Annotated in this window: 10 protein-coding genes; 9 read left to right on the forward strand and 1 reads right to left on the reverse strand. The window is 45.4% G+C overall.

The genetic code is table 11. The annotated features are described in order from the left end of the window. The first annotated feature begins 104 nt into the window (after positions 1–104). A complete protein-coding gene (locus ACRD6K_RS05990; RefSeq protein ID WP_430972493.1) occupies positions 105–3,194 on the forward strand; it encodes a sensor histidine kinase in 3,090 nt (1,029 codons plus the stop codon). Further along, positions 3,191–3,943, forward strand: a complete 753-nt coding sequence (locus ACRD6K_RS05995; RefSeq protein WP_430972495.1) for a LytR/AlgR family response regulator transcription factor — start codon at positions 3,191–3,193, stop codon at positions 3,941–3,943. Before ACRD6K_RS05990 ends, ACRD6K_RS05995 begins: the two co-directional genes overlap by 4 nt. A gap of 66 nt (positions 3,944–4,009) precedes the next feature. Here ACRD6K_RS05995 and ACRD6K_RS06000 read toward each other — a convergent pair whose 3' ends face one another. Beyond that, positions 4,010–4,450: a DUF4395 domain-containing protein gene (locus tag ACRD6K_RS06000; RefSeq protein WP_430972496.1), complete on the reverse strand. Its 441-nt coding sequence runs from the start codon at positions 4,448–4,450 to the stop codon at positions 4,010–4,012. A gap of 321 nt (positions 4,451–4,771) precedes the next feature. Between ACRD6K_RS06000 and ACRD6K_RS06005 the strand changes: the two genes are divergently transcribed. The 7 genes from ACRD6K_RS06005 to menD all read left to right on the forward strand — a co-directional run bounded on the left by ACRD6K_RS06005 (position 4,772) and on the right by menD (position 14,896). Then, on the forward strand, positions 4,772–5,569 hold the full coding sequence (locus ACRD6K_RS06005) for a glycyl-radical enzyme activating protein (RefSeq protein ID WP_430972497.1): 798 nt from the start codon (positions 4,772–4,774) through the stop codon (positions 5,567–5,569). Positions 5,570–5,597: 28 nt separating this feature from the next. Next, entirely contained in the window at positions 5,598–7,961 is a 2,364-nt protein-coding gene (hypD, locus tag ACRD6K_RS06010) for a trans-4-hydroxy-L-proline dehydratase (protein ID WP_430972498.1), read from the forward strand. 29 nt (positions 7,962–7,990) lie between these two features. Beyond that, positions 7,991–9,283: a S28 family serine protease gene (locus ACRD6K_RS06015; protein WP_430972499.1), complete on the forward strand. Its 1,293-nt coding sequence runs from the start codon at positions 7,991–7,993 to the stop codon at positions 9,281–9,283. 183 nt (positions 9,284–9,466) lie between these two features. Beyond that, positions 9,467–11,572: an alpha-galactosidase gene (locus tag ACRD6K_RS06020; protein ID WP_430972500.1), complete on the forward strand. Its 2,106-nt coding sequence runs from the start codon at positions 9,467–9,469 to the stop codon at positions 11,570–11,572. 102 nt (positions 11,573–11,674) lie between these two features. Then, a complete protein-coding gene (locus ACRD6K_RS06025) occupies positions 11,675–12,115 on the forward strand; it encodes a PaaI family thioesterase (RefSeq protein ID WP_430972501.1) in 441 nt (146 codons plus the stop codon). Further along, positions 12,102–13,217, forward strand: coding sequence for a chorismate-binding protein (locus tag ACRD6K_RS06030; RefSeq protein WP_430972502.1), 1,116 nt, complete (start codon positions 12,102–12,104; stop codon positions 13,215–13,217). The genes ACRD6K_RS06025 and ACRD6K_RS06030 overlap by 14 nt, the downstream gene beginning before the upstream one ends. Then, positions 13,214–14,896, forward strand: coding sequence for a 2-succinyl-5-enolpyruvyl-6-hydroxy-3-cyclohexene-1-carboxylic-acid synthase (menD, locus tag ACRD6K_RS06035; protein WP_430972503.1), 1,683 nt, complete (start codon positions 13,214–13,216; stop codon positions 14,894–14,896). The genes ACRD6K_RS06030 and menD overlap by 4 nt, the downstream gene beginning before the upstream one ends.

Below are 14,896 nucleotides of genomic sequence, written 5' to 3' on the forward strand. Positions count from 1 at the left end.
TCTCGCTCAGCAATCAGACCGGTTAATCAATCATACATACCGTTAACTAAAATGGTATTTGTATCTTTCATTGTTTTCTCAACATTTGATGAAAACAATAAATTATGACCATGAATACAGCTTGTAAAATCTCCCTAAGCCTTTTCTTTTTTCTGCTTTTCATCGCAGGCCAAGCCCAAGAAAAACTCCAATTAAAATTAAAGGAAGGTCAAACCATCCTCTTTAATTGCACCATTCGTGAATTCGAGGATGAAACAAAAAATTCTGCCATAAAACAAAATCTACTTCTGGTCGAAGCAGAGAAACAATATGAAATTGAACTTGGCGTGAGCGAACTAATCAATGATAACCAACTTGTTATCAACATGCAACTCAAGCGATTTATTGCCAATTACTACACAAATAAAAACCGAGCAATGCATTTTGACTCCATGTTTCCGCCATCGGAGGAGTTGGATCAAACATATTTTCCTCAAGTTATCTGTGACGTTTTGCAAAACTTAATAATAAAAATGGAGCTCGACTTAACCAACAACACATTGGAGCTCACCGATAATGACTACAGGGATAAAACAATTCTTGAACTACTCAAACAAAAATCATTTCATGATGAAGAAATAGCGACTCAAAAAGAATCGATCGATTCCTTATGGATCAATCCACTAAAAAGCATTGTTGAAGAATATCTGGTCCGTTTTAACAACGCCACCATTTCATCGAAAGACTCAGCTTTGATCAATCAAAAAGACTACCTTGTTCATTCAACCGACGGTTATATCAAAATTTCAAAACATCGCTCGTACAAAAAAGATCATCAGGTTCACGAATACGATGTAAATGCTACAATCAATACGACAGACGGGCTGATTACTGAAGCGGTTTTCCGATCGTACGTGCCTGTCTTGTTTCCAAAATTCCAACATATCCTGGGAACAAAAATCGAAGAGAAATCTTTTCGCCTGATTAAAAATTCGAGCACCTATTCCCCCCAGGCAAACATCAGCGGATTCATTGAGCATCCCCAACGAAAAGCGTTATTTTTTAAAGTTCTCAATGCCCCGTTCGGAGTTAAATACGATATCCATAAAGCCACATTAGACGAAAACAATCAGTTTGTAATTGACATCCCACTGACCAGAAATAGTTTCATTTTTCTGTCCTATATCGAAGACACCGCTCGATTCATGAACACTACGTTTAAAGTGATTTATGCCGAACCTGGCGATTCGATCAAATTTGATCTATTGGGTGAAGCTGAAAACCCCAGCTACCAATTTCGCCACAACCGGGCATTGGAAAATACGTTTTTAAGCCAGAATTTCGATTCGATTCTCAATGTCAATGCAAGCCACCAAGGAATAATCACGCCTTTTATCCTGGAATTTCAACAAAATAAAAAGACAACGATCCCACATGCCCTAACCCGTTTTATTTTTTCGGAAAAATTAGTCGATGACGATTTTCCTGAAGGGGTCTCGGCGCATTTCAGAAACTACCTCACGCATGAAACTGAAATGTTAAAGATTTCACTTGCCTGTGGTATTCTTAGTTTTTACCGCTATATCAATAATACAAACATCCATACGCCTGACGACAAAGAACTGATTCAACAACTAAATGAACGAATTGCTCAGGTCAATCCTTCTGAACATTATGAAGAGTACGGCTATTTTTCAAGAAATGGAGTATCCGCTTTTGCGGGAAACAAATTCTACGATAGTTCCAGATTCGCTTACTATACATCAGAACAGAAGCATCTTCCCTCGGGCTATCCGAAAGGTATTTCCATCTCAGCCGACATCCTTTCTCAAAATTCATTTTTGAACCTGCCTTTAGCTGGATCTGCCTTAATCCGGGTAAAAGCTTTACTTATCCACCCATCCACCCATTTTAATGAAAAAGACACACCACATTTAATTTCAAAGTATAAAAAGGTATTGGACGAAATTCTCGCCGTCAGTAACGATACCTTATTGAATCGCAAAACGACTGAAAACTTCAAATCCACCAAACAATTGCTAAGTGGTGAAATATTCAAGAAACAAATATTCTTAACAGCATCAGGCGACACGGTTTCGATGCAGAATGTTATTGGCACTAAAGCCTGTATTGTTTGCTTCACATCTAGTGAGAATTACTCCTATCCCCAATATAAATTGGAGCAGATTACCGACAAGTATCCTGACTTGCAAGCAATTATTATTGACGATGGCAAACTCGGCTGGGATGTATGGAAAAAACAGGCAAAAACCCGAAATTCAACAGCGACTCACTTGTTTTATTTTGATCAAAAAACCAAGTTGAGTCAATTATTCAGAGCTTATCCCTCCAATTATTTTCTCATGGTTTTTGACCGAAACGGGGATTTAGTTGAATATGCAGTCGACCCATATCAAATCGACTATTACATCGAAAAGGCTCTTGATCAGCCTCTGAAACCAAACGAACCCAGCAAATCTTCCCTCTACGCAATTATCTGGTTTATGGTCGGTGCCATGCTTCTGGCATTGATTGCCTTTCTGATTTTTAAAGCCCGGATGCGAACCAAACTGAAAAGACAAAACCAGGAAAAGCGGTTGCAGGAATTGCAGCTTTCGGCAATCCGGGCACAGATGAACCCGCACTTTCTTTTTAATAGTTTGAATTCGGTACAAAACCTGATTCAGAAAAACCAGAGGCGCGAGGCCCATTTGTATTTGTCGGACTTTGCCGGTTTAATACGCAAAGTGCTCAAAAACTCGCAGCAGGAAGAATTGAGCTTAGCTGAAGAATTAGAAACTCTCAACCAATACATCAAGCTAGAACAACTGCGGTTCAACTTTGAATTTGAACAAATCGTTGATGAAAGCATCGATCAAAATCATTTTATGGTGCCTTCGCTAATTTTGCAGCCGCTTGCCGAAAATGCCATTCTGCATGGACTACAACACCTGCAAGGAGTTCGCAAACTGAAAGTTGAAGTTAAAAACCTGGGGGCAATGATCCAGATAAACATGGAGGACAATGGCATTGGGCTAAAAAAATCGAGCCAAATAAAGTCCAACTCGAATGGAATTGGGCTAAATTTGAACGAAGAACGCTTAAAACTAATGGCGGAGAAATACGGCGGACAGTACACGTTCCGGCTTGTTGATCTCAGTCAGGAAAACCGGCAAGGAACGCGTGTTGAAATTACCATTCCAGAAGAACTATGAGTCCCATTACAGCCATACTGATTGATGATGAAAAAAGTGGTCGCGAAAACCTATCCGGCTTGCTTCACGCACATTGTCCCCAAATTAATCTGGCCGGAGAAGCTGCTTCGGTAGCATCAGCTATTCCACTGATTGAACGTACAAACCCACAGCTCATTTTTCTGGATATTGAGATGCCGGGTGCCAATGGCTTCCAACTGCTGGAGCATTTTCAGGATTTCACCTTCGAAGTTATTTTTGTAACAGCATACGACAATTATGCCATCAAAGCCATCCGCTTTTCGGCTGCCGACTACATCCTCAAACCCATTAACCTCAACGAGCTAACGCAAGCCGTACATAAAGTGAGCGAACGCATCCATCAAAAGCGCTCCGCCGAACAAATCAACCAACTTCGCTACAATTCTCAACACCCGCAGAATCCGCGCATTGGTTTACCAACAGCTGACCGCATCGAATTTATAGAAGTCAAAACCATTATTCGCTGCCAGGGCGAGAGCAACTACACCCACTTATTTTTTGAAAACCGGAAGCCCCTGCTGGTGGCAAAAACACTCGTCGAATTTGAAGAGCTTTTGAAGGAGCACCATTTCATTCGCGCGCACAAAACACACTTGGTCAACCTCAACCACGTGCAGAGCTACCTCAAAAACGATGGTGGGCGTTTATTGATGTCGAATGGTGACATCGTTCAGATATCCAGACGACGAAAAGAAACAGTCACACAGGAATTGATGCGACGATTTTAGGCACAAAAAAACCGGCACGAAGCCGGTTTTTTCGAGAAAAAACTATTGTTTGTTGGTGTTGAATATTCAATTTTTAGACAACGGTAAAACCAAATAAGTGTAAATGGTACACCCCGCACAAAAGGCAAAGGCAAATTCCAGGCTTGCAAAAAAGAGCAGAATGCCTGCAACAACCATTGCTGCCAGCGAAAAGTTCAATCCAAGTAAAACTGTAATCATCACAGTCATAACAAAGCCCATTCGTGCCGCAAATACTTTTGGCGCTTTATCAATGGGTTTTGCCGGAATTTTAAGCCATTTCACCATCCAATAAGCCAAACAACTCAGCGGACTGAATTTCAACTTGGTAAATGCCCGAATGAAAAAGTCACCGGCTACAAGAGCCATCAACACAGGCAACTGAAACGCAAATGAAGCAATCACGGTCAGAATTACCAGCAAAGCCGTAACCCGAGGCACCTGCTCATTGATTCGTTCATCTGATATGGGGCAAAATAAATTTTTCATCGTACTCCTTTCCTGACCTACAGTTTCTTAGAATTACTTTTTAATTTCGGACAAATTTATCTTTTTCTTCTTCCTATTTAAAGATATTCTAAATAGTGCCGAATAGACTTAATAGTTTCTTTACATTCGCAAAAAAAGCTAATTTGCGTTTGTTGTTTAATTTTCGACACGGATGAAGTTCAAAATCAAACATTTCTCGAACCTGTATCACCACTTCGGCAAAGGCCTTTACGAGTGCTGGATCAATTGAATGCCTGCTTGGCTAACGTATTCACAACCACCCTTCTTTCTTTTCTAAAATCGGATTAAAACGATCTCCTCATGGATGGGATTATATTTGATATTAAGCGCTTTGCTGTACATGACGGGCCGGGCATACGCACCACCGTATTTTTCAAAGGTTGCCCCCTGCAATGCCAATGGTGCCACAACCCCGAGAGCATTGATCCGAAGCCCGTTTGTGTGCCCAAAACCGTTCAGTTCAACGGGCACCGTTTCACCGAAAACGAACAGGTAGGTTACACCATAACACCCCGGCAACTGTTGGCAGAACTTCAGAAAGAACAAGTTTTTATGGAAGAATCGGGTGGCGGTGTAACGTTCTCTGGCGGCGAACCTTTATTGCAAAGCCCGTTTCTACAAAAAATGCTGAAGCTATGCCAAAACCACGGCATGCACACTGCAGTAGACACCAGCTTATTGGCAAGTTGGAAAACAGTACAGCAAACAGCGCAATCAACCGACCTCTTTCTCCTTGACCTTAAACTGATGGATGACCAAAAACATCGGGCATACACCGGGGTTTCAAACCAATTGATAATGTCCAACATGCAAAAACTGGCAAGGCTCCAAAAGGCCTACAACGTGCGCATTCCCATCATTCCGGGAGTCAGCAACACGCCTGAGAATATTGAAGCAAGCATCGCATTTTTGCAGAAACTACATCATCCGCCACGCGCTGTTGACCTGCTGCCATTTCACAATACAGCCAGGTCTAAATACATACGTTTTCAGCTGGAAAACCCGTTTAAAGATCAAGCTTCCCTGAAAAAGGAAGCCTTGCTTGAAGTCAGAAACCAGTTTGAAAAGGCCGGATTTACAGTCTCCATCCGAGCTTAACCTTGAATTCCCCAAAATTACAAACAACATGACACCACGCATAGAAAAACTACGCAATCAGAGTTTAAACGCCATCAACCGCATCTCAGCCGAACGAGCGTTATTGTTGACCGAATTTTATAAAAGTCACCAGGCCCTGGGAGACTCCATTCCGATGCAACGCGCCAAAGCGTTTCGCTACATCATGGAAAACAAAACCATCTGTATCAATGACGATGAGCTGATTGTTGGTGAACGGGGACCGGCCCCCAAAGCCACGCCCACCTATCCGGAAATTACCGTACACTCGCTGCAGGATCTGGACATCTTAAATTCCCGAAAAAAGGTATGGTTTCGGGTTGATTCGGAAACCCGAAGGGCTTATGAAGAAGTGATCATTCCATTTTGGCAGGGGCATTCCAATCGTGACCGGATTATGAGCCGAATGCAACCAGACTGGCTGGCTGCCTACGAGGCGGGCATCTTTACCGAATTTATGGAACAGCGAGCTCCGGGGCACACCGTTGCCGGCGCTAAAATCTATCACAAAGGCATGCTGGATATTATTCTGGATATCAAGGAAAGCCTGTGCCAACTCGATTTCAAAAAGGATCCGCAAGCTTACGACAAGCAGGAAGAGCTGAATGCCATGCAGCTGGCCGCCGAAACCATTATTGTATTTGCCAACCGGCATGCCGACCAATTGGAAGAACTTGCCAGGCAAGAAAAAGAAGCGGCCCGGAAACTGGAACTTAAAAACATGGCCGGCATTTGTCGCCGGGTGCCCGCCAATGCGCCTCAAACCTTCCATGAGGCCCTGCAATATTATTGGTTTGTGCACCTGGGCGTTGTCACCGAACTCAATCCCTGGGATTCGTTTAACCCCGGGCGACTGGATCAGCATTTGTTCCCCTTCTACCAGAAAGAACTGGCTGCCGGAACACTAACCAAAGAACTAGCTCAGGAACTGCTACAAGCTTTTTGGATCAAATTTAATAACCATCCCGCGCCTCCCAAAGTGGGCATTACTGCTTTGGAAAGCAACACGTATACGGACTTTGCCTTGATTAACCTGGGCGGGGTGAAACCCGACGGAACTGATGCAGTTAATGAGCTGTCCTACCTGATACTGGATGTTATTGAAGAAATGCGTTTGCTGCAACCCAGCTCCATGGTTCAGCTGAGTCAAAAAAATCCGGACCGTTTCATTCAACGCGCCATTCGGATTGTAAAAACCGGCTTTGGCCAACCTTCCATTTTCAACACCGATGCCATTATTCAGGAATTGGTTGCCCAAGGCAAAAGCCTGACAGATGCGCGAAACGGAGGCGCCAGCGGCTGTGTGGAAAGCGGTGCTTTCGGTACTGAAAGTTATATTCTGACCGGTTACTTCAATCTGCCCAAAATATTGGAAATTACGCTTCACAATGGTTTTGACTCACGCACCCAGAAGCAGATTGGGCTGCAAACCGGCGATCCTGCCGCATTTCGGTCGATGGAAGAATTAATGCTGGCTTTCGAGAAACAAGTCCAACATTTTGTTTCGATAAAAGTTGAAGGCAGCAACCGCATTGAAAAAACCTTCATCAACCATATTCCAACGCCATTTCTCTCGTTAATCATTGATGATTGTATTGCGAACGGCACTGACTACATCAATGGAGGCGCTCGCTACAACACCAACTACATTCAAGGTGTAGGCATGGGCACCATCACCGATTCATTCACCGCCATCAAGCAACAGGTGTTTGACCAAAAAAAATGCAGCATGCCAGACCTGCTGGAGGCTTTGAAAAACAATTTTGCAGGTGCTGAAAACCTGCATTACCAGTTGGTTTACAAGATCCCAAAATATGGCAATGACGACGATCAGGCTGATGATCAGCTGCGAAGTGTTTTTGAAATTTATCACCGGGCTGTCCATGGTCATAAAAGTCCGCGGGGAGCGGATTACCGGATTAACCTGCTGCCAACCACCTGCCACGTGTACTTTGGAAGTGTGATGCAAGCCAGTGCTGACGGGCGCCTGGCTGGAACACCTGTTTCAGAAGGCATTTCACCCGTGCAGGGAGCTGACCGTAAAGGTCCCACTTCGGTAATCAAATCAGCTGCCAAGATCGATCATTTACGTACAGGCGGCACCTTGCTGAACCAGAAATTCACCCCTTCTTTCTTTGAAGGAGAATCGGCCGTTGCTCAGGTTTCCAGCTTGGTGCGAAGTTACTTCCGCATGGACGGACACCACATTCAGTTCAATGTTGTGGATGCCGCCACGCTGCGTGACGCCCAAAAGCATCCGGAGCATCATCAAGATCTGATTGTACGGGTAGCCGGCTACAGCGATTACTTCAACGACCTGGGCGAAGATTTACAAAATGAAATTATTGAACGGACCGAACACCAAAACTTTTAATTTTAAGGTATTTTCTAAACAAGTCACAAATGCACCCAATAACCGCTAAGCTCCATTGGTTTCTGGTTCTTTTTTTGCTGACCACCGGAACCGCTCTAAGCCAGAACCTGCTTCAATTTATGCAGGCTCAGCCTGAGATCTCCTCCATCAAAGCCATTGATGGAAATCACTTTTTCAATCAGTGTTACGAAATAAGGATCAGACAGCCGCTAAACCACCAGGACACCACTCAGGGATTTTTCCTTCAGCGGGTGTTTGTGTCTGACAAAAAAGCGGACCGCCCTGTGGTGCTGATCACCGAGGGGTACGATGCCAACTATGCTGCACAACCCAATTTCATCCACGAGCTCAGCCCGATGCTTGAGGCCAACCAGCTTTGTGTGGAGCACCGCTATTTTGGCAAATCGGTACCCGATCCCATCAACTGGGAGTTCTTAACGGTTGAAAATGCCGCCCGCGATCATCACCGCATTGTGCAACTTTTCAAAAAGCACTACCAGGAAAAGTGGCTCAACACCGGAATCAGCAAGGGCGGACAAACGGCTCTGGCTCACCGTAGCTTTTTCCCCAACGATGTTTCGGCGACAGTTGCCTATGTAGCGCCGCTTAACTTTGGAGTTGAAGATGGCAGGCACGAGCACTTTTTAAATCAAGTCGGATCGGATGAATGCCGGGATAAAATTCGAAGTTTCCAACGCGAAATACTGGAACGACGGGCACAAATGCTTCCGCTACTAACCGACTATGCCAACCAGCGGAACTACACCTTCCCCATGCCCATGGATGAAACACTTGACTATATTGTGCTGGAGTATGCCTTCTCCTTTTGGCAGTGGGGTCACAACTGCAATGCCATTCCCGCCGACACAGCCAGTACCGAAGCGCTTTTTAACAACTTAATCAGAATCAGCTCTCCGGACTATTTTTCCTATCAGGGATCAGCTCATTTCCGGGCATTCTTCTACCAGGCAGCCCGTGAACTGGGGTACTACGGCTACGACACCCAATCCTTTGCCGACTTGCTATCTCTGCAATCAACCCAAGGATATGTCAACCAGTTTATGCTTCCTTTGGGAACTTCCACCACCTACTGCGACAAGACCTCCAGGCAGGTAGATCAATTCTTAAAGTCGGATGCCCGAAACGTCGTGCTTATTTATGGGGAGGTTGACCCGTGGAGTGCAACGGCTGCGACTGTCAGAAAACGAGGAAATAACCATAAAATCGTACAGGAAGACGGGAATCACGCCACGCGTATTGGAACACTTCCCGAACAAAAGCGTGAAAAACTCATTCGAAAAATAAACAAAATGGTCCGATAATCTCTTTCTAAACCATAAACAGCATCCCACAAAAAGTAGAAAGATTATTTTTTACAACAGCTATAAACACAAACAACTAGCTACCAGCGCTTTTATGCAAAAGAAAGTTTTTCGCCTTTTCGTGCGAACATTGTTAAAAGTTGTTAAATTTACAGCCACTCTAACGAATCAATAATTACATCTATGACCAAGAAGACCATCGAAAGAAGGAATTTTCTAAAATTGGTAGGTACTGGAATTGGATCATTACTCACAATGCCCTACTACTCAAGTGCGCTTGAGTATACCAGCACGGTAAGCCGCAACCGGTTTAAAATAGGAAAACCACAGTGGATTCTTCACAATGACGGCACTTTCGATTTAATTGCCGGTGGCATTTATTTAAGAAATTGCCGCCCTACCATTGATGGTCAGAGTATTTTTGTTCGAAATACCTTCATGGGCGATTCGCCCAAAGGCAAGCGTATTATTTATGAGCTGGACCGAGGCTTTGTCATGCTCGACCTGAAAATTAACTCAGGCTCCATCTCTATTGGCGCTGAACTAAGCGGCATGTCGCGGGCACCCTATTATTTCTGCCCGCTGGGCGAGGCTGTGGTTAACGGCGTGAAGCACTTTTTCAGGCAAGGGCAAGGATTTGGCGGCCCTTCTGGCTTGTACGAATTTCAGAAACCCACTGCTGCCGAATTTGGGAACCAACCCGGCGAACAGGCTTGGTCGTATGATTCGTACCTGACAACAGGTTTAATCTCGGCCCAACAGGATACCTTGGCCATCGGCACCTACGAACATCACGATTTCATTCAAAAAAGCACCTTATATAACCGGCCTCACCGCCGCGGTTTGTCGGACCGTTACCCCGATGTTGAATCCATTTTGTTTGAAACGGGCTTTGTGACGGAGAACATCCCTCTGAAAGATGATTTCATCAAGCTCCCCGACATTTATATTTATTTTGGGAATAAGCCCTACGAAACACTGCAACATCTGGCCTGGAACATCTCGGAACAGCAACAGGCCCGCAAGGACACCAAGACCAGTTATCACTGGGACTCGGTGAATGAATTTGGGCCGGGCTTCAGCCACGACAAGCTGACCGGCTTGCTGACCAACCTGGACACCATCAATCCAGCCTTAATGCTGGATGCAATCCTGATCAATGACTGTTACTGTACGCACGGCGACTGGCTGGATTGCAATGACCAATGGCCCAGAGGACTGGAACCGGCTGCCCGCGATATTTTCCAACGCGGTTATCGGGCCGGAATTTGGGTGTCACCGTTTATGGTGAGCGAGGAAAGTAAGCTTTTTAAGCGGCACAAAAACTGGCTCATCCGCGACCTTGATGGCAATCCGATTCCGGAGCGAACCAGCAGTCAAGCCCGTCACTACACGCTTGATGGCAGTCATCCTGATGTGCAACGATACATTGAAAAAGTGTTTCGGGCCTATCGAAAAATGGGCTTCACCTTTTATAAAACCGATTTCATGGATTGGGGCTTAAGGCCAAGTATCGGTATCGACCGCTACGACAAAACCAAAACATCGGTTCAGATATTCACCGACATCCTCAACATTATCCGGGAAGAAATCGGCGCCGGAAGTTTCTGGATCACAAGCCAGTCGCCCTATGCCCCAATGATTGGTTATGTGGATGCCATGTGCATTGCCAACAGCAAACAAGACCAATGGACCGCTGAAGGAATAGGCAGCATGTTGCAGGAAAGTTACAACACCCAGTATTTCAACAACGTCTTTTGGCAAAACGACCTGGATGTTATTCCCTTCGATCTGGAAAATGACGGCCTAAATCCAACTGAAAAAAACAGCATTGCCAATTGGGTAGGCATTATGGGAGGAGTAGTCAGCACCTCTGTTAAGTTCTCCAAGCTCTCGGAACAGGAACTGAATACCTGGCGCTTGCTGCTGCCTCAGGAACGTCCGCAAAGTGCGACCATACCGCTTTGGGCCGGCTCTAAAAAATGTAAAGTTGCACTTCGGCGCTACCGTTCGCCCAAAGCATGGGGGCTCCTTATTCTGAATGACACGGATCAAACGGTCACTGAAAGTTTTACCTTTTCTGAAATCAACGAAGAAAACAACAACTGGGTGTACGAGTGGAAATTAGGAGAAAGCGTCAGCCTGGGAAACCTCAGCCAGATAACTGTTACCCTACAAAAGCACGAGTCGAAACTGTTCTACCTGGCCAATGGAAAAGAAAATCCGGCGGAAGATTTGACCATGAGCGGCATCCGGCTAAAAAAAGCTTACCGGAAACAAGATTCTTAGCCTATTGAGGAGGATCCTCTGGTTAAATGAATGGGGAAAAGCCCTGTTAAAATTCAAAACTAAACCTTACTTTTGAGGTCCACTTTTTTTGAATATATCATTATGGATCTTAGTTTACTAAATAACAGTACTCCCCTTGAACTAATTAATCAGGCAACACAAAACGGCTTAATCGGAAGTCTGGGCATCGAAATCACCAAAGTTGGTGAAGGAACCGTTGAAGGCACCATGCTCCTTTCTGAGAAAAATTGCCGCCCCGATGGTATCCTCCACGGCGGAGCTAACCTGGCTTTTGCCGAAAGCCTGGCCGGTTTAGGAAGCATGCTTATGGTTGATATGAAAAATTTTGACGTACTGGGAATCCAGGTCAACGGCAGCCATACCAGCAGCTTGCGCCAAGGCAAAGCTTACGCTGTGGCAAATATTCTCCATCCGGGAAACCAGACCCACATTTGGAATGTTGATGTAAGAAATGAAGGAGGACGCCTGATTTCAACCATTCGGGTGACCAATATGATTGTGAAAAGGAATGACAAATACTGAGAATTTTGCCATACTGCTGGACAAACTGATCGAAAAAAATTGCTCTTTTGCGCTATGGTCCATGCCGGGGAGCCAAACGCCCGAAATTCTGCTTACCGACAAGAATGACCTGATTTATCCGGCGGAATTTAGTAAGCTGAACGGCCAGGAGGGCTTTGTGTTTGCCCCCTATCAAATCAGCAACGAAACACCTCTGGTGCTTCTCAAGCCTGGAACCTACAAAAAGGGCATCGAAGAGATTCTGACCATAGCTCCTTCTCTTCTGGAACAAGGCGAAGCCCGGGACAAGGGGCCGGAGCAACATCGGATTATTGAAAAAGAAGCTTACATAAAAAATATTGAGCAAACGATAGAGGAGATCAAAAACAGCAAGCTTGCCAAAGCCATTGTTTCCCGACTGATTCCGAAAGAACGAAAGTCAGAGTCGCTCGGCAAACTTTACCTGCAACTCTTTCAGCAAACGCCCAACGCCTTTGTCTACCTGGTCAATTTACCCCAGGCAGGCACCTGGATGGGAGCTACTCCGGAAGTACTGCTCAAGGCAGAAGCCAAAACCGTTGAAACGGTTTCGCTGGCCGGCACCCAAAACCGCCGGGCCGACTCGGACTACAGCTGGCACACCAAGGAAATTGAGGAACAAGCCTTTGTTTCCCGTTATTTGCTGGATGTATTTTACCGATTCAACATTTACCCATACACCACACAAGGTCCGGAAACTTTGGAAAGTGGCAAGGTGGCTCATCTGTTTACCAGCTTCCGTTTTTCAGCCAAAAAACTAGCTCACAAACTGGGCGATTTCGTTGCCGAGCTCCATCCCACACCAGCCGTATGTGGTTATCCCAAAGCAAAGGCAGCCAAATTTATCCAGAAAATAGAACAGCACAACCGTCGCTATTACACGGGTTATCTCGGTCCCTGGCGAATGAATGATTCCGTCAGATTATTTGTAAATTTGCGTTGCATGGAAATTACCCCCGACCGTTACATTCTGTATTCCGGAGGAGGAATCACAGCCCGGTCGGTTCCCGAAGAAGAATGGGAAGAAACCATCAAAAAAGCAGACACTTTATTATCAGCCATTGACGCTGTTCAACATACATGATTTCAACAAAGAAACACATTCAGCAACTGGCAGCCATTTTGCTGGCCAAGGAAATTGACGATGTCATCATTTCCCCCGGATCGCGCAACGGGCCGCTAACTCATACGTTTGCCGGCAGCAACCGGTTTAATTGCCGCAACATAGTAGACGAACGAAGTGCGGCTTACTTCGCACTTGGGCTGGCGCAAGCCAAGCAAAAGCCCGTAGTCATTGTTTGCAGTTCCGGAACAGCCACGCTGAATTATGCCCCAGCTATTGCCGAGGCTTTTTACCTGCAAGTCCCTTTGATTGTGCTTACAGCCGACCGCCCCGACTACTGGATCGATCAAGCTGAAAGCCAGTGCATCCGTCAGGAAAATATTTATCAGAACTTCATTAAAAAAGAAATCAGCTTGCCATTGGGCGAGTCAGAAAATGAATTGTGGTATGCGGCACGCCAAATCAATGAGTGCCTGAATACCGCCTTATGTGAAGCGCCTGCTCCCGTGCACATTAACATTCCGCTGGAAGAGCCTTTGCACGATTTGCTGGATGAACAACTTTCTCCGGTTAAAATCATTGAAACTACTGACACCCGGCAGCTTTTAGCAGAATCAGCACTCGACGAGCTGACTGCTGTTTTCAATAAGGCCAATAAAGTATTGGTGCTGGCCGGTCAGCAAATTCCGAACCCCGGCCTGGAAAACCAACTGAGCGAATTGGCTTCCAAAACAGGCGCTGTGGTTTTGAAAGAGCATCTGGCCAATCTCGACGATTCCAACTTTTGCGGTAGTATTGACACCCTGATGGCCGCCTTGCTGGAAGACCGGATCGAGGATTTTCAACCCGAATTACTCATCAGTTTCGGCGGACAATTTGTATCCAAATCCTTGAAGCAATTTCTGCGAAAATACAAGCCAGCTAATCACTGGCACCTGAGTTTAGCGAAGGAGCATTTCGACACCTACCAGGCACTCACCAAGGTTATTCCACTGAATGCGACTGACTTTTTCGGGCAACTTTTACCCAAGGTTTCGAGCCAAGAAAAGAGCTACATCCAGCGCTGGAAAAACAAAGAAAAACAAGTCAACCAGCTTCGGGATACCTTTATCGGACAGGCAAGCTATTCCGACTTGACGGTCTTTGACCAGCTTCGAAAAGCCATCCCCGAAAATTCTGTCATCCATTTGGGAAACAGTTCGCCGGTACGCTACGGACTTATCTGTCCGCCGGTGAAGAATGCCCAATATTTTGGCAACCGCGGCACCAGTGGCATTGATGGCCCCTTGTCAACCGCTGTGGGTTTTGCTTCCGAAACAACATCCATCAACACCATTATTCTGGGCGATTTGTCTTTTTTCTACGATTCGAATGCCCTGTGGAATAAATACATTCACAGCAACCTGCGAGTGGTTGTCATCAATAACCGGGGAGGAAACATTTTTGGACTGATCAAAGGACCCGGCGATTCTCCGGCTTTTCAGGAACATTTCTTCACCGAAAATAAATTTAAAGCCGAAGGACTGGCCCGAGCCTTTGAACTGGACTACTTCAAGGCAGAAAATGCAACTGAACTAAGCCAGGCCTTAAACAACTTTTATTCCCCCGGACAGCAAAAGGCTGCCCTTCTGGAAATTTTTACCGATGCGGAAGTAAACACCACCGTGTTTCGGGAGTTATTTAAATACGTAAAACAATAA

Origin of the sequence: Sunxiuqinia rutila (assembly GCF_050589705.1) — a bacterium.
Lineage (GTDB): Bacteria > Bacteroidota > Bacteroidia > Bacteroidales > Prolixibacteraceae > Sunxiuqinia > Sunxiuqinia rutila.